This is a genomic window from Thioalkalivibrio sp. ALE20 (genome assembly GCF_000381405.1).
Taxonomy (GTDB): domain Bacteria; phylum Pseudomonadota; class Gammaproteobacteria; order Ectothiorhodospirales; family Ectothiorhodospiraceae; genus Thioalkalivibrio.
Window position 1 is genome coordinate 209,066 of the sequence record NZ_KB906471.1, and the last position, 20,532, is coordinate 229,597.

General features: G+C 68.7%; 21 protein-coding genes. 12 read left to right on the forward strand and 9 right to left on the reverse strand.

Annotated elements, in window-relative coordinates:
• Positions 1–173 precede the first annotated feature (173 nt).
• From F790_RS0101000 to F790_RS0101025, 6 genes are read left to right on the forward strand one after another with little or no spacing between them, the layout of a single operon-like run.
• Positions 174–1,814 (forward strand): HD family phosphohydrolase, encoded by a 1,641-nt coding sequence (locus F790_RS0101000; protein ID WP_019590613.1) that lies wholly within the window; start codon positions 174–176, stop codon positions 1,812–1,814.
• A 23-nt stretch (positions 1,815–1,837) separates the two neighbouring features.
• Positions 1,838–3,202, forward strand: a complete 1,365-nt coding sequence (locus tag F790_RS0101005; protein ID WP_019590614.1) for a tetratricopeptide repeat protein — start codon at positions 1,838–1,840, stop codon at positions 3,200–3,202.
• A gap of 5 nt (positions 3,203–3,207) precedes the next feature.
• A complete protein-coding gene (locus F790_RS0101010; RefSeq protein WP_198004650.1) occupies positions 3,208–4,749 on the forward strand; it encodes a FecR family protein in 1,542 nt (513 codons plus the stop codon).
• A complete protein-coding gene (locus tag F790_RS0101015) occupies positions 4,749–6,965 on the forward strand; it encodes a CHASE2 domain-containing protein (protein ID WP_019590615.1) in 2,217 nt (738 codons plus the stop codon). Before F790_RS0101010 ends, F790_RS0101015 begins: the two co-directional genes overlap by 1 nt.
• Positions 6,966–7,004: 39 nt before the next feature.
• Positions 7,005–7,877, forward strand: a complete 873-nt coding sequence (locus F790_RS0101020) for an HDOD domain-containing protein (RefSeq protein WP_019021091.1) — start codon at positions 7,005–7,007, stop codon at positions 7,875–7,877.
• Complete coding sequence (locus F790_RS0101025; RefSeq protein ID WP_019590616.1) at positions 7,874–8,767, forward strand: MBL fold metallo-hydrolase; 894 nt, start codon at positions 7,874–7,876, stop codon at positions 8,765–8,767. The genes F790_RS0101020 and F790_RS0101025 overlap by 4 nt, the downstream gene beginning before the upstream one ends.
• 18 nt (positions 8,768–8,785) lie before the next feature.
• On the opposite strand, the gene F790_RS0101030 is transcribed toward F790_RS0101025, so the two are convergent.
• The 5 genes from F790_RS0101030 to F790_RS0101050 form a co-directional block, all read right to left on the reverse strand.
• Complete coding sequence (locus tag F790_RS0101030) at positions 8,786–9,319, reverse strand: phosphatidylglycerophosphatase A (RefSeq protein WP_019590617.1); 534 nt, start codon at positions 9,317–9,319, stop codon at positions 8,786–8,788.
• Between the two features lie 55 nt (positions 9,320–9,374).
• Positions 9,375–10,370: a thiamine-phosphate kinase gene (thiL, locus tag F790_RS0101035; RefSeq protein ID WP_019590618.1), complete on the reverse strand. Its 996-nt coding sequence runs from the start codon at positions 10,368–10,370 to the stop codon at positions 9,375–9,377.
• Positions 10,371–10,401: 31 nt separating this feature from the next.
• Positions 10,402–10,941 carry a transcription antitermination factor NusB gene (nusB, locus tag F790_RS0101040; protein WP_019590619.1) on the reverse strand — a complete coding sequence of 180 codons (540 nt, stop codon included), beginning with the start codon at positions 10,939–10,941 and terminating at the stop codon, positions 10,402–10,404.
• 10 nt (positions 10,942–10,951) lie between these two features.
• Positions 10,952–11,437 (reverse strand): 6,7-dimethyl-8-ribityllumazine synthase, encoded by a 486-nt coding sequence (gene ribE, locus F790_RS0101045; protein WP_019021095.1) that lies wholly within the window; start codon positions 11,435–11,437, stop codon positions 10,952–10,954.
• 206 nt (positions 11,438–11,643) lie between these two features.
• Complete coding sequence (locus tag F790_RS0101050) at positions 11,644–12,396, reverse strand: MBL fold metallo-hydrolase (protein WP_019590620.1); 753 nt, start codon at positions 12,394–12,396, stop codon at positions 11,644–11,646.
• A 277-nt stretch (positions 12,397–12,673) separates the two neighbouring features.
• Here F790_RS0101050 and F790_RS0101055 point away from each other — a divergent pair, with 277 nt between their 5' ends.
• From F790_RS0101055 to lipA, 6 genes are all read left to right on the forward strand, one after another.
• On the forward strand, positions 12,674–12,916 hold the full coding sequence (locus F790_RS0101055) for a BolA family protein (RefSeq protein WP_018870908.1): 243 nt from the start codon (positions 12,674–12,676) through the stop codon (positions 12,914–12,916).
• Between the two features lie 18 nt (positions 12,917–12,934).
• Positions 12,935–13,345: a hypothetical protein gene (locus F790_RS0101060; protein WP_019590621.1), complete on the forward strand. Its 411-nt coding sequence runs from the start codon at positions 12,935–12,937 to the stop codon at positions 13,343–13,345.
• Positions 13,342–13,854: a hypothetical protein gene (locus tag F790_RS0101065; protein WP_019021098.1), complete on the forward strand. Its 513-nt coding sequence runs from the start codon at positions 13,342–13,344 to the stop codon at positions 13,852–13,854. Before F790_RS0101060 ends, F790_RS0101065 begins: the two co-directional genes overlap by 4 nt.
• Positions 13,855–13,944: 90 nt before the next feature.
• Positions 13,945–15,156 (forward strand): HDOD domain-containing protein, encoded by a 1,212-nt coding sequence (locus F790_RS0101070; protein ID WP_019590622.1) that lies wholly within the window; start codon positions 13,945–13,947, stop codon positions 15,154–15,156.
• Positions 15,149–16,366: an HDOD domain-containing protein gene (locus tag F790_RS0101075; protein WP_019590623.1), complete on the forward strand. Its 1,218-nt coding sequence runs from the start codon at positions 15,149–15,151 to the stop codon at positions 16,364–16,366. The genes F790_RS0101070 and F790_RS0101075 overlap by 8 nt, the downstream gene beginning before the upstream one ends.
• 25 nt (positions 16,367–16,391) lie before the next feature.
• Complete coding sequence (gene lipA, locus F790_RS0101080; RefSeq protein ID WP_018946243.1) at positions 16,392–17,360, forward strand: lipoyl synthase; 969 nt, start codon at positions 16,392–16,394, stop codon at positions 17,358–17,360.
• 34 nt (positions 17,361–17,394) lie between these two features.
• On the opposite strand, the gene lipB is transcribed toward lipA, so the two are convergent.
• Genes lipB through F790_RS0101100 form a run of 4 tightly spaced genes read right to left on the reverse strand, consistent with a single transcriptional unit; the run spans position 17,395 to position 20,506 of the window.
• On the reverse strand, positions 17,395–18,099 hold the full coding sequence (lipB, locus tag F790_RS0101085; RefSeq protein WP_198004652.1) for a lipoyl(octanoyl) transferase LipB: 705 nt from the start codon (positions 18,097–18,099) through the stop codon (positions 17,395–17,397).
• Positions 18,096–18,371, reverse strand: a complete 276-nt coding sequence (locus tag F790_RS0101090) for a YbeD family protein (protein ID WP_018870901.1) — start codon at positions 18,369–18,371, stop codon at positions 18,096–18,098. The genes lipB and F790_RS0101090 overlap by 4 nt, the downstream gene beginning before the upstream one ends.
• A complete protein-coding gene (locus F790_RS0101095; RefSeq protein WP_019590625.1) occupies positions 18,364–19,263 on the reverse strand; it encodes a D-amino acid aminotransferase in 900 nt (299 codons plus the stop codon). Before F790_RS0101095 ends, F790_RS0101090 begins: the two co-directional genes overlap by 8 nt.
• A 7-nt stretch (positions 19,264–19,270) precedes the next feature.
• On the reverse strand, positions 19,271–20,506 hold the full coding sequence (locus tag F790_RS0101100; protein WP_019570710.1) for a D-alanyl-D-alanine carboxypeptidase family protein: 1,236 nt from the start codon (positions 20,504–20,506) through the stop codon (positions 19,271–19,273).
• Positions 20,507–20,532: the final 26 nt, after the last annotated feature.

The window sequence follows — 20,532 nt, forward strand, 5'->3', positions numbered from 1 at the left end:
GGGAGTGGCGGAAGCCGAAGTTTAGGCAAACACCCAACGGGGGTACACCTCCGGATTTTCTGGACGGCCACGCCGGTCCGGTCCATTATTCTTCGAAAGGGGGAATGGCGGGAAGTCCTGCCGGGCACGCGGATCGCGCGCGTGGCCGGTGGTCACCCCGCGGGGAAGGCGCCATGACGCACAGCAACGAGCAAGCCCGGGACGACCTGCTGGAACGCGTGCGCCGGCTCAACGAGATCGGGATTGCACTGTCGGCCGAACGCGACAAGCCGCAGCTGCTGGAACAGATCCTGAATCACGCCCGGGCCCTGACCGGTGCCGACGCCGGCTCCGTTTATCTGCTGGATTCCGACCGCCAGGAGCTCGAGTTCGCCCTGGTGCAGAACGACACCCTGGGCCTGCACCTTGGCGGCACCGGCGAGCCGGTCGACGGCCAGCTGCCGGCGGTACCGCTTTATCGCGAGGACGCCAGTCCCAATGACCAGGCGGTGGTCGTCTGGTCCGTGCTCAACGACCGCACGGCGAATATCGCCGATGCCTACCGCGAACAGGGCTTCGACTTCTCTGGCACCCGCGCCTTTGACCGGCGCACCGGCTACCACACCCGCTCGGTCCTGACCGTGCCCCTGCGCAACCACGAAGGCAACGTCATCGCGGCGCTGCAGCTGCTCAACAAGACCGTGGACGGCGAGATCCGGGCGTTCGACGAACAGGACCGGGACCTTGCCCGGTCACTCGCCTCGCAGGCCGCGGTGGCGCTCACCAACCAGCGCCTGATCGACGAGCTGCGCGAACTGTTCGACCACTTCGTCCAGGTCATTGCCACCGCCATCGACGCCAAATCGCCCTCCACCGGCGCGCACTGCCGCCGGGTCCCCGAGGCCACCCTGCTGCTGGCCGAGGCCGCCAGCGAATCCGGCGACCCCGCGGTCCGCGATTTCCGGTTCGGGCCCGACGACTTCTACGAACTGCGCACCGCCGCCTGGCTGCACGACTGCGGCAAGGTCGTCACGCCGCATCACGTGATGGAAAAGTCGACCAAACTGGAAGGTATCTTCGACCGCATCGACGGAATCGGCGACCGGGTCGAAATCCTCGCACGCGACCACGAGATCCGGCAGTTGCGCGAGGCCCTGGCCCGCCAGCCCGGCGGCAGCGAAGCCCTGCAGGAGGTGGATCGCGCCAGCGCCGAACGCCGCGAGGGCCTGAACCAGGACCTCGAATTCCTGCGCCGCTCCAACACCGGTGGCGAATTCATGACCGACGAGGACATCGCCCGTATCGAGGCCCTCGCCCATCGCCGCTGGACCGCGCTGGACGGCACGCAACGTCCATTGCTGGACACAAACGAGGTCCGCAATCTGTGCGTCCGGCGCGGCACGCTCAACGACGAGGAACGCGGCATCATGGAGGGCCACATGACCGTGGGCATGCAAATGCTGGAACAGCTCCCCTTCCCGCGTCACCTGCAGCGGGTCCCGGAGTACGCCCTGGGCCACCACGAACGCATGGACGGGCGAGGCTATCCGCGCGGACTCACGCGCGACCAGCTGTCGATCCCGGCACGCATCATGGGCATCGCCGATGTGTTCGAGGCGCTGACCGCCCCCGACCGTCCGTACAAGAAACCCATGCCCCTGTCCCAGGCACTGACCATCATGGGACGCATGGTCGAGGACGGCCATCTCGACCCCGACCTGTTCCGGGTGTTCGTCGACGAGGGCGTGTATCGGCGCTACGCCGAACAGCAGCTCGACCCGCGCCAGATTGACGAGATCGACACCGACGGCCTCCCCGGGATCCGGCGTCCCTGAACCCCGCGCACGGAGATCGCGCCATGTCCGTCCCGACTACCCGTCCCCCTCGAATCCGTCGGCACTGGAGGCATCTGCCGGTCCTCGTCCTGATCGCCGCGTTCGGCCTGGCTGTCTCGTCTGCTTCGGCCCGGGAGGACAGCCCCGTTGAACGGCTGGAACAGCTGAACGAGGCCGGCAACCACGCCGACGCCTTCACCCTCGGCCAGGAGCAGTTCGAGGCCCATGCCGGCGATCCGGACTTCGACCTGGCGTTCGGCATCGCCGCACTGGAAAGCGGCGAACCCGACCATGCCCTGCTGGCCTTCGAGCGTGTGCTGATGCACGACCCCGGGGCGGCGCTGCCACGCCTGGAGCTGGCCCGGGCGCATTTCGCCATGGGCAGCACGATCGCCGCCCGCCGCCATTTCAGCCGCGTCCTGGAACGCGACCCGCCACCGCCCTCGACGGTGATCCGCCGCATCGAATGGTTCCTGACGGCGATCGAGGAGCGCGAGGCCGGGCGTCCCGCGCCGGTCCGCGATGCCGTCACCCGCTGGCACCTGGGCGCGCGCCTGGGACACGACAGCAACGTGGGCGCCCACACCGATGACGACGTGGCCCTGTTCGGCGTGCTGCCCCTGCAGCTGCCCGACCCCGAAAGCGACCGTTTCTTCGAGCTGTACGGCGGCTTCGCCCACCAACGCCAGACGGGCGACCGCCGGGGCTGGTTCCTGCAGGGCGGCCTGGAAGGACGCGGGTATCATTCCGAACGCGACTTCGACCGCTACACCGCCCGGCTGCGCGGCGGGCCGGTACTGCTCGGAGACGGCTGGCGCCTGACCCTGCCCCTGGAACTGCGTCACACCCGACGCGACGACGATGTCCGCAACACCCGGGCCACGGCCGGCGCCGAATGGACCCTGCGCCCGGGTCGGCCGCTGGAGTACACCCTGTTCGGGCAGGTCAGCCGGGTCCAGCACAAGCCCGGCAACGCCCGCGACGTGGACGGGGGCGCGGTCGGTGCCCGTGTCAGCTGGCGCCCGGACCCCCGGCTGCGCGTGTTCGGCGGGACGCTGGCGGGCGAAGAACGCCCTCGCCGCTCGCGCGGTGAGCACTTCGGACGCCGCTATGCGGGACTGCAGGCGGGGGCGGGCTGGGCCGTCGACGAACATCACCGGATCGACCTGCGTCTGGACCATCTCGTCAGCCGTCACCGCGAAGACGACCCCGCGTTCCTCGACCGGCGCCGCGATCGGCTGAACCGGGCCCGACTGGGCTGGGCCTGGGATCCCGCTCCTGACTGGCGGCTGGAACTGAGCGTGGAACACGCCGACAACGATTCCAGCCTCGATCTCTATTCTTACCGCCGCACGCAGGTCACCGCCGGCGTGCGCCGCGAATGGTGACCAGCATGAACCCGTCCCGATTCCGTATTCCGTTCGCGCAGGCCATCCCGGCCATGCTGGCCGCCATCCTCCTCCTGGCCGGCCCGCCGGTGGCCGGCGCAGCCGAACGCGAGGACGCCGGGCGCGTGCTGGTGGCCACCACCGGCGTGACCGCCGAGTACCGCGACCAGGACCCGCGCGACCTGGCGCGGCGGTCCGAAGTCTACGTGCACGACACCGTGCAGACACCGGAGGGCGAGCGTGCCCAGCTGCGCATGATCGACGGGGAGATCCTGTCCCTGAGCGAATCCAGCGAACTCTACATCGATACCCAGGAACACGCCCCCGAAGCCGGTCCCGACGCCGCGGACCGCAGCATCAAACGCCTGCTGCAGGGCGGCCTGCGCACCATCACCGGCGCGGTCGCCGGGGATGGCTACCGGGTCGAGACCCGCGCCGGCACCATCGGCATCCGCGGAACGTCCTTCGACGCCTTCACCCGCGGTGACGACCTGTACGTGCGTGTTCGCCGCGGGGCGCTGTACGTGGAGAACCCGCACGGGCGCGTCGAGATCACCGCGGGCACCGCGCGCGATGCCGCCTACATCCGCGACCCGGATTCGGCCCCGCAGGCCCTGCAAGGCGACGAACTCCCGGATTTCTTCTTCGATGCCTTCGAGGGCGACGTGGACCGGGCCATGGCCGACGACCCCGAACCGACCGCCACCACGGACCCGGGCGCGGCCCCGGGCCCGTCGGAAGACCGCTGGGGCGAAGCCGGCCGCCCGGTGGCGCGCACCGCGGACGACGGCTTCGGCGAGACCGCCCTGCTGGAACACGACCGCGACATCTTCACCGACGCGGGACTCTTCGCCGTCCCGGAGGAAGACAGCGACGCTCAGGGTTTCCTGGTTGGCCAGATCGGCACTGATTTCTACGCCGGCAGTTTCCTGGATTCGCCGGTGACCCTGGGCGATGACCGGGAATGGCTGGAGTCCGATCAGGGCGAGGCATTCCTCGACCCGGATACGACCATCGAGAGCTTCGAGGTCGACAGTGGCGGCACCGGTACTACCGGGACCACGGAGATCGGCGATGCATCGATTTCCTGGGGCCGATGGTCGGATACCGACGTACAGCAACTCAACGATGCCCCCTACAATCTGGGTCCCGCCAGCTTCGCATGGATTACGGCCACCGAGATCATCCACGCACAATCCGACCTGCCCGGCACCGGCACCGCAACCTATTCGGATGTGGGCATCGAGCAGACCGGTCCCTCCTTCGTGATCGATGCGGGGTTCCTGGACGTGGATTTCGGCGCCGCGACGATTGACGCCACCCTGGAGTTCGGGGGTGGCGAACTGCTGCAAACGGTCGGGGGTCCGGTCGACATCGCGGAGTTCCACGGCGACGGGATTCCGCTCGAGTTTGGTACCAACGTCCAGGGCAGCCTGGGGGGCCGCTTCGTCGGCTCCGACGCGGAGGGCGCCATCGCCGGTTTCGAGCTCCGTCAGGACGGGACACTCTTTTTGAACACCGGCGTAATCGCCTTCGAACAGGACTAGTGAGCCCCGCCCGCTCCCGCCGGTTCGCGACGGCCCTCGGGGGCCTCCTGGTCGCGCTGCTGGCCCTGCCGCAGGTGACCGGGATCCCGGGGTTGACCCCGGCGCTGGACCGGGTCGAACGGCTGGTCTATGACCTGCGCATGCAGGCGCATCCGCCCGCCCGCGAGGCCACCGAGGCGGAGGTCCCGATCGTGATCGTCGACATCGACGAGGCCTCGCTGGAACGCGAGGGCCAGTGGCCCTGGCCGCGCCGGCGCATTGCCGAGCTGGTCGAACGCCTCGACGCGGCGGGGGCCGGGGTCATCGCACTCGATATCCTGTTCGCCGAGGCCGAGCGCAATCCGGTCGAGGCCGTCCGTGAACACCTGCCGGAGGACGCCGCGCTGCAGGCCCGGCTGGACCGGCTGGCGCCGGAACTCAATGGTGACCACCGGCTCGCGCGGGTCCTGGAGGACCGCGAGGTGGTCCTGGGCTATGTCTTCCACGCGCGGGAGCGCTCGCGTTCGGGTGCCCTCCCCGAGCCGTTGCCGCTGGCAGAACCACTTGCGGTGGAGACGCTGGCCCTGCCTCCGGCCAGTGGCTACAGCGCGCCGCTGCCGGTGCTGCGCGAAACGGCCGCGACGGCCGGGTTCTTCAGCCTGATCCCCGACGCCGACGGCACCCTGCGCCGCGCCCCGCTGCTGGCACGCATCGACGAAGAGCTGTACGGCTCGCTGGCCACGGAGACGGTGCGCCAGTTCCTGTTCCTGGAAGAGGCCCGCCTCACCACCGAGACCATCGACCGGCGCGAGCATCTGGAGGCGCTGCACCTCGACGACCATCTGACGGTACCGGTCGACGGCCGGGGCCGCATGCTGGTGCCGTATCGCGGCCCCGCCGGGAGCTTTCCGTATGTATCGGCCTGGCAGGTACTGGAAGACGATCCGGCAAAACACATCCCGCCCGGGGCGATCGTGCTGGTGGGGACCACGGCGCCGGGGCTGTTCGACCTGCGCGCGACCCCGATGGATGCGGTGTTCCCCGGAGTGGAGATCCACGCCAACCTGATCGCGGCGATGCTGGACGAGGCCTTCCTCACCGAACCGGCCTGGGCCCCGGGCGCCAACCTGACCATGCTGCTGGTGGCCGGCGGACTGCTGGCCCTGGTCCTGCCCCGTCTGGCGCCGCTGCGCCAGCTTGCGGCGTCCCTCGCCGCCGGCGGTGTGCTGCTCGCGTTCACCGCGTGGCTGTGGTCGGCGCATGGCCTGGTGCTGGACCTGGCGTCCCCGTTGCTGGCGGTGGTACTGATCGCGGTGTTCAATCTCGGCTGGGGCTTTCTGTTCGAGGCGCGCACCCGGCACCGGCTGAAGGCGATGTTCGGGCAGTACGTGCCGCCCGCGCTGGTGGAGCAGATGAGCGAGCATCCCGAGGCCTTCGATTTCGAGGGCCGCTCGCGCGAGCTGAGTATCCTGTTTTCCGACATCCGCGGCTTCACCGGTCTGTCGGAATCGCTGGAAGCCGACCAGCTCAAGCGGCTGCTGAACCGTTATTTCACCCCCATGACCCGGGTGATCTTCGAACACCGGGGTACCATCGACAAGTACGTGGGCGACATGGTGATGGCGTTCTGGGGCGCACCCGTGGACGATCGCGAGCACGCCACCCACGCGGTGGAGGCGGCCCTGGCAATGCAGGCGGAGACCGCGCGCCTGCGCGAGGCCTTCGTCGCGCAGGGACTTCCGGCCATCCATGTCGGAGTCGGCATCAACAGCGGCGTAGTCAACGTGGGTGACATGGGTTCGGAGTACCGCCGCGCCTACACCGTCCTGGGCGATGCCGTGAACCTCGCCTCACGCCTGGAGGGCAGCAGCAAGTATTATGGAGTCGGGATCGTGGTCGGCGAGCGCACCCGGGAACTGACCGGCGAACGCTTCGTCTGGCGCGAGCTGGACCTTGTGCGGGTCAAGGGACGCGACCGGCCGGTACGGGTGTTCGAGCCGATCTGCCGGTCCTCGGAGCACACGCCCGAGCTGCAGGCCGAACTGGATTCGCTGGCGCAGGCCCTGGACGCATTCCGGTCAGCGGATCTGGATGCGGCGGAGACAGCCTTCCGGCGGCTGGCCGGGGCGTACCCCGGGGTCGGACTCTACCGGCTGTACCTCGACCGCATCGAGCACCTGCGGCGCGAGCCACCGGCCCCCGACTGGGATGGCAGCTGGAGCCGCGACAGCAAGTGACCGGGACACAGTCTACAGGCAGGCGCAGGAGAACAGCCCATGGCCGGGGATGAACGCCTCAACCGCTACGCGGCCCTGATCGACCGGATGCCGGGATTTCCGGCGTCGGTGCAGCGCATCCTCGATCTGACCGGCGACCCGGACAGCGAGCCACGCGAGCTGGTGGCGGCCCTGGAACGCGACCCGGTGATCACCGTGCGGATCCTCAAACTGGTCAATTCGCCATGGTTCGGCCTGGCGCGCCCGGTCAGCTCGGTGCGCCAGGCCCTGGTGATCGCCGGGTTCAACACCCTGCGCAATCTGGCGCTCAGCATCGCGGCGGTGGGCATGCTGCCAGCGCGCAACGATGCCGGCATGGACACCGGCCGCTTTCTCGAGCACTCGCTGGGCGTGGCCACCATCGCGCGCCTGCTGGCGCGGCGCCTGGGGGTGCCGGAGAGCGAGAACACCGACCATTTTGTCGCCGGCCTGCTGCATGATTTCGGCAAGATCGTGCTGATCCGACACGCCGGCGAGGATTACGCTCCGGTCCTCGCGGCCGCGGCCGCCGGTCCCGTACCGCTGCATCGGGAAGAGGCCCGGCGTCTGGAGGTGGATCATGCCGAACTGGGCGGTCTGCTGATCGAACACTGGGGCCTGCCCGCCACGCTGGCCGGAGCGATCCGCTACCATCACGCGCCGGATCGCGACGGCGACTGGAGCCTGCTGCGCGACACGGTGTTCGCGGCCAACCAGATCGTGCGTCACCTGGACTTTGGCGATTCCGGCAATCCGGTGATCGAACCCCTCCCGCGACCGATTCGCGAGCGTTTCGGCGCCGATCTTGCGGAATTGACGGAAGCCCTGGACGACCCGGGCGCGGAGCTGGAAGCCACCCGTCTGTTCATGCAGAGCGAGGAGGACGGTCGATGAAATTCACCTTCTGGGGCGTGCGCGGTTCGATCCCCGTTCCCGGCCCGCAGACCGTGCGCTACGGCGGCAACACCACCTGCATCGAGGTGCGCGGCGCCGACGACGAGCTGATCATCCTCGACGCCGGTACCGGCATCTTCCAGCTGGCCCGGCAGCTGCAGGCGGACATGCCGCTGGAGGCCAGCATCTTCATCACCCACACCCACTGGGACCACATCCAGGGGCTGCCCTTCTTCATCCCGATCTTCGTCGCGGGCAACCGCATCCGGATCCACGGAGCAGCGGACCCGGTCAACCAGCGCGACATCCACGAGGTCCTCGCGCGGCAGATGGACTACGCGTTCTTCCCGGTGCGCGACAACGAACTGGCGGCCAGCATGGAGTACGTCACCCTGCACGAAGGTCAGGCCACGCAGGTGGGCAGCGTGACCGTCACGCCCATGATCATGGGCCATCCGGTGCTCAACTTCGCCTATCGTCTGGAGTCCGGAGGGCGAACGCTGGTGTTCACCGGCGACCACGAATGGCCGTACAACATCCATCCCCCGGGCGAGGACGGCCATGCGGAATACGAAGCGATGGTGCAGGAGCGCCGGGCGGCGATCATCGATTTCTTCCGCGGCGCCGATGCCCTGATCATCGACACCGCCTACACGCCCGAGGAGTATCGACGCCGCACGGGCTGGGGCCACGGCACCTACGACACCAGCATCCGGGCCGCACGCGAGGCCGGGGTCCGGCAGGTGTGGCTGACCCACCACGAGCCGACGCGCGACGACGACGAACTCGAACGCATTTTCGCCGAAGCCCTGGAACGCAACCCGCCGCCGGACCCCGCGGACGAACCGGCCATCCAGCTCGCCCGCGAAGGCGTCACGGTGACGCTGTAAGCCGCGCCGCCCGCTGAATCAGGCCGGCGGCGTTCCCACCGCCAGCCCGGTCTGCTGCGCCGCCAGCACGATCAGCATCAGGGCGACACCCGCATACAGCCCGGCCACCACGTCGTCCATCACGATGCCGGTGCCGTCGTGCCATTTCTCGTCGAAATAGCGCGCCGGCCAGGGCTTGAGGATGTCGAACAGGCGGAACAGGAAGAAACCCAGCGCGACCCAGACCAGCCCGGCGGTGTCACCCGCCAGGGTGATCCCGGGCGGGATGAAGGCCAGGGTCACCAGCATCCCCGCCCACTCGTCCCAGACGATCCCGGAATGGTCGTGCACGCCCAGGCGCCGTGCGCTCTCCCCGCAGATGTGGAACCCGGCCATGGTCACGATCACGGTGATCGCCAGATAGGCCCACTCGGGCAAGTTCATGATCGCGAAATACAGCACCAGGGCGGCCAGCGAACCCGTAGTGCCGGGGGCCCAGCGCGACAGCCCGGAGCCGAAGCCGAAGGCCAGCAGATGGATGGGGTCGCCGAACACGGTGCGTGCCGACGGCATCGTCGTTTTCGTCATCCCTGGAACCATGCAGTCCGGCCCTCGTCTCGTTGTTCAGTCAGTCCGCGAAATGATCGTGCCCCGAACGCCCCGCGTCCAGAGGGGCGCCGGTGGCATCCACCACGCGGATGGCGTCGCCGGTGGTGAACTCCCCGACCACGTGGAGCGCGACGCCGGCGGCCTCCGCCAGCGGTGCCAGCTCCACCTCCTGAGGCACCGCCAGCAGCAGTTCGTAGTCATCGCCCCCGCCCAGGGCGCATTCCCGCGCCAGCGCCGGATCCGCCCCGGCGAGTGCCGGATCCAGCGGCACCGCCGGCCAGTCGACGCGGGCCCCGCAGCCGGAGGCGGCGCAGACATGCCCCAGGTCCGCGAGCAGTCCGTCCGACAGATCGATGGCCGCGTGCGCATGTCCGCGCAGGGCCAGCCCCGCCGCCAGCCGGGGCTGCGGCCAGAAGAGTCGCCGACAGACCGGGGCGCTGGCGTCCGGCGGCCCCGCCCCCTGCTCGCGGCGTCGGGTCTCGGCCTCCAGCCCGGCCGCGGCGCCCCCCAGCTCGCCGGTCACCACCAGCCGGTCCCCGGAGCGCGCCCCGTCGCGACGCAGCGCGCATCCCGCGGGCACCTGGCCGAGCACGGTGACCCCCGCGGAACATGGCCCGCGCACGGTGTCCCCCCCCACCAGCGGAGCGCGCGTTTCCCGCGCCAGCTGCAGGAATCCCTCGCTGAAGGGCCTCAGCCACGCATCTTCGGCCTGCGGAACCGCCAGCGACAGGAGCACGCCCAGCGGCTCCGCACCCATCGCCGCCAGGTCGCTGAGACTGGCGGCCAGGGCCTTGTGCCCCAGGCTCGCCGGGGGATGATCGGGAAAGAAATGCCGGCCCTCCACCACGGTGTCGGTACTGACGACCAGCTCATGGCCGGGCTCCGGGCGCAGCAATGCGGCGTCGTCCCCCACCCCGAGGACCACGCGCGCGTCCGCGACCGGATCCCCGGAGGGGCCGGCCGGCCGGAAATAGCGCCGGATCAGATCGAATTCGGACAGGGACGGGGACGCCATGCGCCGCGCACCGGATGGTGGAGTATCCGCCTCAGCGACGGATCTCGGCGCTGCGCAGCTCGGCGGCCAGGCGGTCCAGCACGCCGTTGACGTAGCGGTGGGACTGCTCGGCGCCGAAGCGCTTGGCCAGCTCCACCGCCTCGTTGATCACCACCCGATAGGGCAGCTCGATGCGCTCGGCCAGTTCCCACTGGCCGATCCACAGCAGTGCGTGTTCCACCGGGTCGAGCTGGTCGAGCTCGCGCCCCAGCCAGGGCTGCATGCGCGCGTCCAGTTCCTGCTGCGCCCGGGTCACGCCCATCAGGATCTCGCGGAAGTATTCCGGATCCGCCTTGGCGTGTTCGTCCTCCTCGCGGAACGCGAGCAGGATGTTCTTCGGATCGTCCCCGGTCAGCTGCCAGGAGTAGAGCGCCTGCATCGCGCGGCGGCGCGCGACCGAGCGCGCGTGCCGCGCGCGCTGCTTGGGCGTGCTGCGCGGTCGCTGCTTGCGCCCGCCCTTGTCGGCGCGGGTCTGTTCGCGCGGGGGGCGGTCGGGAGAACCGGAGTTGCTGGATTCAGTCACGGCGTTCACGGCATCCCGCTCAGGCACCGGTACGCAGGCGCGGCATCAGGCTGACCATCTCGATGGCCCCCATGGCGGCATCCGCCCCCTTGTTGCCCGCCTTGGTCCCGGCGCGTTCGATGGCCTGTTCGATGGAATCGGTGGTCAGCACGCCGAAGCTGATCGGCAGGTCGGCCTCCATCTGCACTTGGGCCAGCCCCTTGGCGGCCTCGCCCGCCACATAGTCGAAATGCGGCGTGGACCCGCGGATCACGCAGCCGAGGGCGATGATGGCGTCGTAACGACCGGAGCCCGCCATGGTGCGGGCCGCCAGTGGCAGTTCGAAGGCCCCGGGGACCCGGGCGATGGTCATATTGTCATCGGCCACGCCATGCCGGCGCAGGGTGTCCACCGCGCCTTCCAGCAGACGTTCCACCACCAGGCTGTTGAAGCGCGCCAGCAGCAGGCCGAAGCGGCGCCCGCCGGCGTCGGTAAACTTCCCTTCCAGGGTCTCGATCTCTTGCATGGGGTCTTCCCTTTTGCGTCGCGATGCGGCGATCGCGAAGGTCACAGCGAAAACGCACAGTGTAGCACTGTCGCGCCGCTGCCACCGAAAGAAAAAACCCGGCCGTCGGAGCGCGCAGCCCCCACGGCCGGGTCGGAAAACGGCTCCGGCCGGCGGCGGCGCCCGCGGATCATCACCGCGGACGCCGTCTGCCGTGGCTCAGGGGCTCAGCCCTGGGCGTCCGGATCGCACAGATGCTTCTTGTCCTCCGGCATGTTGTCCGGGCAGATGCCGCAGCCCTCGTTGCCGGGCAGCGCCCAGTCGATCTTCTTCGGATAGGGCAGATCCATCTCGTTCATGATCTTCACGAACTCTTCCTCGGGCTTGTCCTTGCCCAGACGCGGGTTGCGCATCTTTTCCTGCCCAATGGTCGTGATCTGGCGTTCCTCGTAGTCGTGCCCGGGGTAGACCAGGGTCTCGTCCGGCAGGGTGAAGAACTTGTCGTGGATCGACTGATACAGGGTATGCGGATCCCCCGACTGGAAGTCGGTACGGCCGCAGGCCTCGATCAGCAGCGCATCCCCGGAGAACAGCATCTTCAGCCCCACGTGATCCAGCAGATACGCATGGTGGGTATCGGTGTGCCCCGGAGTGAACAGCGGATTCACGACCAGGTTGCCCACGCGGAAGGGCTCGCCTTCGCGGATGCCGATATCGCGGCAGGGCAGCTCGTCCAGCGCCGGTCCGGCCAGCTGGCAGCCGGTCTTCTCGCGCAGCATCTTGCCGCCGGTGATGTGGTCCGCGTGGATATGGGTCTCCACCGCATAGTCCAGGCTCAGGCCCATGTGCTGCAGGACCTCCAGATCGCGATCCACGGTCTCCAGGACCGGGTCGATCAGGGCCGTCTTGCCAGTATCCGGGCAGGACAGGAGATAGGTGTAGGTCGAGGATTCAGGTTCGAACAGCTGCTTGAAGATCATGTCGTGTCCTCCGACGTGTATTAGGACTTGCTGAAATACTAGCCCGTATCATGAGCGCGTGACCAACCACCGACACCCCGAGTGCTGGCTTTTCCCGCCGGCCGGCGCCACGCAACGTTTTCATGTCCGGTGGAGCCCTGCGGGCGGGCACAAGTTCCACCGCTCCGGGTCCCCGGTCTCCCCCCGCATGCGGGGGCTCTTCTGTCGTCCGCGGGCGACCGCTATCATCGCGGACCCGAATCCCGTGCCGACAGTGCATTCAATCAGGAGAATCCCCATGGAAGCCAGTCAGGTCGCCGAACTCATCCGCGCGGGCCTGCCCGATGCCCGGTCGGTCGAAGTGACCGGGGGTGAAGGCAAGTTCGAGGCGCGCGTCATCAGCCCGCAGTTCGAGGGCATGTCCCGCGTGAAGAAACACCAGACCGTCTACGCCACCGTGCGCGAGCAGATCGACAGCGGCGAACTGCACGCCCTGTCGATCGTTGCCCTGACGCCGGAGGAAGCCGAGGCGGAAGGCTGAACGGCCACCGTCGCCGTGATGCTGTCACCCAAGGGTCGCGAGGAGATCCAGCGCCTGCTGGAGGGCGGCCTGGTGGAAGACTGGGCCGAGGCGGAAACCACGCTGCGCAATGTCACGCGCATGCTGCTGACCACCCGGCCCGACCTGCTGCGCCTGTACTTCGAACCGCAGGCCTGGCGGGAGATCACCTCCTGGCCCCAGAAAAAGGCCGCGAACGCGATCATCGCCGCGCTGCGCACCGGCGTGGTCGATGCCCTCGGGCGTCCGGAGATCGTCAACCGGGAACAGGCGCGCTTCTACCTGCTGTGCTTTCAGGATGACCTGACCGAGCGGGTCGACCGCTGGTGCCGCGACCACCCCGAAGAGTGCCCGCGACGGGCCGCACGCCACCAGCGCGGGCTGGACCACGACCACGACGCCGACACATGAACACCGCGTCCGAAGACGAGATCCTGTATTGCGGCGACCCGCAGCAGGCCGGGGCACTCGCCGCCCTGCTCGAGGGCTACGGCCTGGAGCTGATCCTGCATCCGGCGGGGGCCGCGCTGCCCGGCTCCTGGTGGGGCGAACCGGAAGCCGGCATCGTCGGCCTGCAGGTGCACGTCCGCCCGGACACGCCGGTCCATTCGGCCCTGCACGAGGCCGGACATACCCTGTGCATGGACCCTGCGCGCCGCGCCACCCTCGACACCAACGCCGGCGGCGACGACCTCGAGGAATGCGGTGTGTGCTATCTGCAGATCCTGCTGGCCGACGCCCTGCCCGGTGTCGGCCGCGAGCGGCTGATGCGCGACATGGACGCCTGGGGTTACAGCTTCCGTCTCGGGAGCACCGCGGCCTGGTTCCGCGAGGACGCGGACGATGCGCGCCGGTTCCTGCAGCAGCACGGCCTGATCGACGCCGGTGGCCGCCTGACCGGACGAGCGCGCGGCACCTGACCCGCGACTAACGCTCATCTCACGGCAGACGTAAAAAACGATGGTACACTCCGGATTTGTTCGGAAACCGCACGGATTTCAGGCCTGCCCATGGACACCCCGACGATCAGCCCGCTGCTCGAGCAACTGGACCCGGCCTCCGGACTGTCGCAAAGCGCCCGTGACGAAGTCGCAGCCCAGTGCGAAATCCTCGATGAAGCCGCCGGCAAGCGCCTGCGACCCGATGCGGCCAGCGAACACCACCTGTTCCTGCTGAGCGGCCAGCTGGTGCGCGTGGTCGGCGGTACCCCCGAGCGCATCCGCCTCGATGGCGAGGATGGCGACGTCCCGGTCGAACTGTTCGAGGGCAGCCCCGGGCATCAGGACTTCGTCCTCACCGAACAGCCCTGCCGCATCCTCGCGCTGCCCAAGGCCGCCCTGGAAAGGGCGTATTCATCTTCCGTGGTGGTCAGCGACACCGAGCTGGACGACACCGAGGGCGCGTTTTTCAGCGAACTCTACGATCTGATCACCAGCAATCGCCTGGAGCTGCCGACCATGCCGGAGGTCGCGCTGCGCATCCAGGAACTGACCAACGATCCCGAAGCCAGCATGGACGACCTCACCGAGGTCATCCAGCGTGACGGGACCATTGCCGGCGCCCTGCTGCACGCCACCAACAGTCCACTGTTCCGCGGCGCCCAGCAGATCCAGTCGGTGCGTGAAGCGGTCACTCGTCTGGGCTTTCGCAACACCCGCATGCTGGCGATGAACATGGCCCTGCGCCAGACCTTCAAGGCGAAGCACGCGGCCACCCGCGAGGCCATGGCCGAGGTGTGGAGCGAAGGCGTGCTGAACTCCGCGTTCGCCTATCTGATCGCCGACTCGCTGCGCCTGCTCGACCGGGAGCGGGCCCTGCTGGGCGGACTGGTGGCCGGGATCGGCGCGGTGCCCATCATCCAGTTCGCCGAGATGCGCGAGGAGAACCCCGGCGCCGAGCGTCTCGGAATGCTGATCGAGCGCCTGCGCAACCTCGCCGGGGTCCTGGTCATCAACTACTGGGACCTGGGCGAGGACCTGGTGGCGGTGGCCGAACACGCGTACGACTGGTCCTACCGCGCCGAGCAGCCGGACTACGCCAGCGTCGGCATCGTGGCCGAATGGGCCGCCCTGCATTACAGCGGCAAGCCCCACCCGGATGCCCGCGAGGTCGCGGCGTTCGAGGTGCTGGGCATCGACCCGCCCGCGCCGGGCGACCCCATCCCGTTCCTCGAGGAACGCAACGACGACCTGAACGAACTGAAGCTGCTGTTCAATGCATGAAGCCCTGACCCTCGACCCCGTCGTCCCGCGGCTGAAGCCGTTCGCCGACCTCGGCGAAAGCGGCCGCCGCGAACTGATCCGCCATGCCCGGATGGTCGAGCTCAAGCCCGGGCAGAAGGTGTATGCGCGCGAGGAATACCGCCACCTGCTGTTCCTGCTGAAGGGCCGCATGGTCCTGGCGCATGGCGACAAGGCGCACACCGTGGAGGATGACGAACCGGCCGCGCTGGAGCCCCTGTTCGCCCCCCACGACTACCGTACCCACGCCGTCGCCGCCCGCCCCAGCACGCTGGTCCGCTTCGACCGCAACGTCTACGAAACCCAGCTCAATTGCGTCGGCGACGCCATGGAGGTCGGTGAAGTCGACCTCACGGCGCAGGAAGGCGAACTGCTGGCCACCCTTTTCCACAAGGCCCAGACCGGCGAACTGGCCCTGCCGCAGCTTCCGGACGTGGCCCTGCACCTGCAGGAAGCCATCGACGACCCCGATATCGAGTTCCGCCGGGTCACCGAGATCGTCGAACGCGACCCCAGCACCGCGGCCCGCCTGCTTTCGGTCGCGAACAGCCCGGCCATGGGTTCACGGCGCGAGATCACGCGCCTCGGCGATGCGATCGCGCGTCTGGGCCTCGAACGCACGCGCCAGCTGGTGCTCGCACTGGCCGCCCAGCAGGTGTTCATCGACCGGCAGAGCCCGTACCGAACCTTGATGGAGCAACTGTGGCGTCAGTCCACGCGCATCTCCGCCATCGCCTTCGTACTGGCGGATGAATCCGGTGCAGCCGATCGTCACCGTGCGCTGCTCGCCGGCCTGCTGCACCGGGTCGGCGCCCTCCCGATCCTCGGCGAGATCGCCTCGCGCGAAGAGCGGCCGGATGCCGTCGAGGTGGAACACGTCATTCATCGCCTGGAATCCATGACCGGCGAACTGGTTGCCCAGCAATGGGGGCTCGCCTCCGATATCATCGTAGCCATCCGTGACTCCGGCGGGCCGGAACAGCCCGATGCCGCGCCCCTGACCGACATCGTGCGCATCGCGCGCAATGCCTGTCTGCGCGACGCCTCCGAGGTGGAGCGCGCCCGGGCCATCCCGCTGGAAAACCTCCAGGCCATCCGGCGGCTCGGCTTCACGCTGGACGAAAACGGTGAACTGGCCGCGGTGGAGAAGGCACGGCCGAAGATCGAAGCCCTCATGCAGGAACTCGCCTGAGGCGTCAACCGGCAGGAACCGAACCATGACCGCAACGAACCGTCCGCAACCCGGGGAGAAACAGCGCGCCGCCGACAAGGTCTCGCGCATCCCGGTGAAGATCAATCCGACCACGAAACCGCAGCGCAAGCCCTCGTGGATCCGCGCGCAGAGCCAGGCGCGCCCCGAAGTCCAGCGCATCAAGGGCATCCTGCGCGAGCAGAAGCTGGTCACCGTGTGCGAAGAGGCCAGCTGCCCCAACCTCGGCGAGTGCTTCAACCACGGCACGGCCACGTTCATGATCATGGGCGAGGTCTGCACCCGGCGCTGCCCGTTCTGCGACGTGGCCCACGGCCGTCCCGAGCCCCTGGACCCCGAGGAACCCCGGCACCTGGCCGAGACCATCGAGGCCCTCGGCCTCAAATACGTCGTCATCACCTCGGTGGACCGCGACGACCTGCGCGACGGCGGCGCCGGGCATTTCGTCGACTGCATCCGCGAGATCCGCGAACGCACCCCGAACACGAAGATCGAGGTCCTGGTGCCCGACTTCCGCGGGCGCATGGACCGGGCGCTGGAGATCATGCGCCAGGCCCCGCCGGACGTCTTCAACCACAACCTCGAGACCGTGCCGCGGCTGTACCGCGAGGCGCGTCCGGGCGCCGATTATCAGTGGTCGCTGGACCTGCTTCGGCGTTTCCGGGAGCAGCATCCGGGCGTCCCCACCAAGTCCGGGCTGATGCTGGGTCTGGGCGAGGAACGCGAGGAACTGCTGCAGGTCCTGCAGGACCTGCGCGACCATGGCTGCGACATGCTGACCCTCGGGCAGTACCTGCAGCCCTCGCGCCACCACCTGCCGGTCACCCGCTTCCTCACGCCGGAGGAGTTCGACGAGCTGGGCGAACGCGCCCGCGAGATGGGCTTCCGGCAGGTCGCGAGCGGACCGATGGTGCGTTCCTCCTACCACGCGGACCTGCAGGCGCAGGGCGTTACCGAAGAAACCGAAGCCGTCTGAACACCCCGCTGAATCGCCGCCCACCCGGCGGCGTTCAGGCCACCGGAGCCAGCGGCCGCGCCAGGCAGCGCAGCAGTTCCGGGGGCAGCGTCGGCACCTCCTCGCAGGCCGACGGCGTTTCCTGCCCCCCGGTGGCCAGCTGCACGGCCAGCGCCCGCAGGAGCACGCGCCGCACCCGCTCGGGGTTCGCGGGTCCCCCCTCCGCAGCCACCGAGGTCGTCGCCAGTCCGGCATAACCACAGGGATGAATACGGCCAAAGGCCGACAGAGCCGGATCCACGTTGAGCGCCAGCCCGTGGATACTGACCCCTTGACGCACGCGCAGGCCCAGTGCGGCGATCTTCTTATCGCCCGTGTAGACCCCGGGCGCGCCCTCGCGGCGGCCCGCGACGATGCCCCATTCTCCCAGGGCATCGATCACTGCCTGTTCCAGGCGCTCCACCAGCGCCCGCACCCCCAGCCCGCGGCGTCGCAGGTCCAGCAGGGTATACACCACCAGCTGCCCCGGCCCGTGCCAGGTCACCTGGCCGCCGCGATCGATCGCGATCACCGGCACCACGCCGGGATCGAGCAGGTGTTCGGCACGGCCGTTGCGCCCCTGGGTATAGACCGGCGGGTGCTGCACGCACCACAGCTGATCGGGCGTGTGCGGCCCGCGCTCCGCCGCATGCAGGCGCATCGCCCGCCATACCGGCAGGTAGGGCTGTTCGCCCAGACGATGAACCCGCAGCGTATTCAGAGGATCATCCGTACCCGGTTGCACTGCCCCAGGGCCCGGTAGAGATTGTCCAGCTGCAGCTGACTGGTGGCGGTGATGGTCACCGTGATCCCGACAAAGCGCCCGCCACTGGATGCTCGCTGCTGGATCACCGCATCCCCGGGCTCGTCCACGTGGTCGTTCACGCAGGATTCCACCGCTTCCATCAATTCGGGGTGAGAGTCCCCCATGATCTTGATCGGGAAGCGGCAGGGGAATTCGATCAGGGTCTCGCGTTCTTCTTCGTCACTCATGGTTCAAGGCCTCCGACTGTCGGTGCGCGGCACCGGGCTTGGCGGCCTGGTAGGCGGCGTGCAGCCGCGCCCACAGGGGACCCGGCCGACCGGTGCCCACCAGTTCACCGTCGATACGGGTCACCGGCAGCAATTCACGGGTGGAACTGCTGAGCCAGACCTCGTCGGCCGCCCGCAGTTCCGCGGCAGTCACGCCCCGCTCCTCCACGGGCACGCCCTCGCCCCGGGCGAGCCCGAGCACGAAATCGCGGGTCACCCCTGCCAGCATCCCGCTGTCCAGTGGCGGTGTCACCAGCGTCCCGTCGCGCACCACGAACGCGTTGCTGGCGGCCCCCTCGGTCAGCCGACCATTGCGCAACAGCAGCGCCTCCACCGCGTCGGATTCCACGGCCTCCTGACGCGCGAGCACGTTGGCCAGGAGCGTAGTGGCCTTGATGTCGCAGCGACCCCAGCGCTCGTCGGTGCGGGTCACCGCGCTCACGCCCGCCTCGCGCACCGCCGGGCCCAGCGGACGGATGGGGCTGACCATCCCCAGTACCGTGGGTTCGGAGACGTCGGGGAAGGCGTGATCCCGCGGGGCCACCCCGCGGGTCACCTGCAGATAGAGTCCCAGATCCGGCGGCGTCGACCCGTCCGCCGGTTCCGCGCCGTTGTGGCGGAGCAGATCGCCCAGATGACGTTCCCATTGTTCGCGGCCGAAGGGGTTCGGCAGACGAATGGCCGCCAGCGACCGCGCGAGACGGTCCAGATGCGCGTCCAGCAGGAAGAACCGGCCCGCGTAACTGGGGATGACCTCATACACCGAATCGCCGAACAGGAAGCCGCGATCCAGCGGGGAGATCCGGACTTCCTCCAGCGGCAGGAATTCGCCATTGAACAGGGCAATGCTCATGTCCGCCTCAGAACGGCCACACCGACTGCACCCACAACGCCGCGCTGTCCCAGCCACGGCGGATGAACCCGCCGGTCTCGATCTCCTGCAACACGACCAGGGGCTGTTCGTGGACGGCTTCGCCGTCGAGGGTCGCAACCACACGCCCGACCCGGGCCCCTTCGCGCAGCGGCGCTTCCAGCGGATGGTCGATCTCCATGGAAGCCGACAGGTCATCCCCCTCGCCGGGCGGAATCACCACCCAGAAATCCTCCGCCAGGCCGACCGGTGCCTCCTGTTCGCTCCCCTTGTAGACCCGCGGCATGCCCAGGGCCTCGCCGGCACCGAACAAGCGCCGGGTTTCGGTAAAGCGCATGCCCCAGTTCACCAGTGCCTGGGATTCGTTCGCGCGGCGCGTGCCTCCGGTCGAATGGTCGGGGGCGTCGATGCCCATCACCACCGCCACCAGGCGACGATCGTTGCGTTCGGCGGACGACACCAGGTTGTAGCCCGCCGCCGAGGTCCAGCCGGTCTTCAGGCCGTCGAAACCGGCATCGCGCCAAAGCAGGAGGTTGCGGTTGTTCTGTTCGATGCCGGCGTATTCGAACGAGCGCTCGGAATACAGGTTGTACAGATCCGGGAATTCCCGGATCAGGGCCCGCGCCAGGGTTGCCATGTCGGCCGCCGTGGTGTACTGCGACTCCTCTTCCGGCAACCCATGGGGGTTGGCAAAGTAGGAATCCTGCATGCCCAGGCGCCGGGCCTGGTTGTTCATCATGTCCACGAAGGCACCCTGCGAGCCGGCCACGCGCTCGGCCAGCGCGGTGGAGGCGTCGTTACCGGACTGGATGATCATGCCGCGCAGCAGATCCTCGACCCGGACTTCCTCGCCGACCTCGATGAACATCCGCGAAGCGCCCTCCATCCCGGTACGCCAGGCCCGCTCGCTGATGGTGACTTCTTCCTCCAGGGACAGTCGGCCGTCCCGGATCTCGCCGAACACCACGTAGGCCGTCATCAGCTTGGTCAGGCTCGCCGGCTCGCGCCGCGCGGACGGATCGCGCTCCGCCAGGGCCACACCCGATTCGAAGTCCTTCAGCACATAGCTGGCCGCGGTGATGTCCGATGGCGGCGAAGGGATGCTGCCGGGGGCCGAAGGCCCGGTTCCGGCGCGTGGCAGTTCCAGTTCCACGGCGCTGGCCGCCACGGGCAGGAACAGCAGAAAACTGACGGTGATCAGGGAATTGCGAAGTAATGACTTCATGAACCGAAGGAGTCTCCATGGATGAG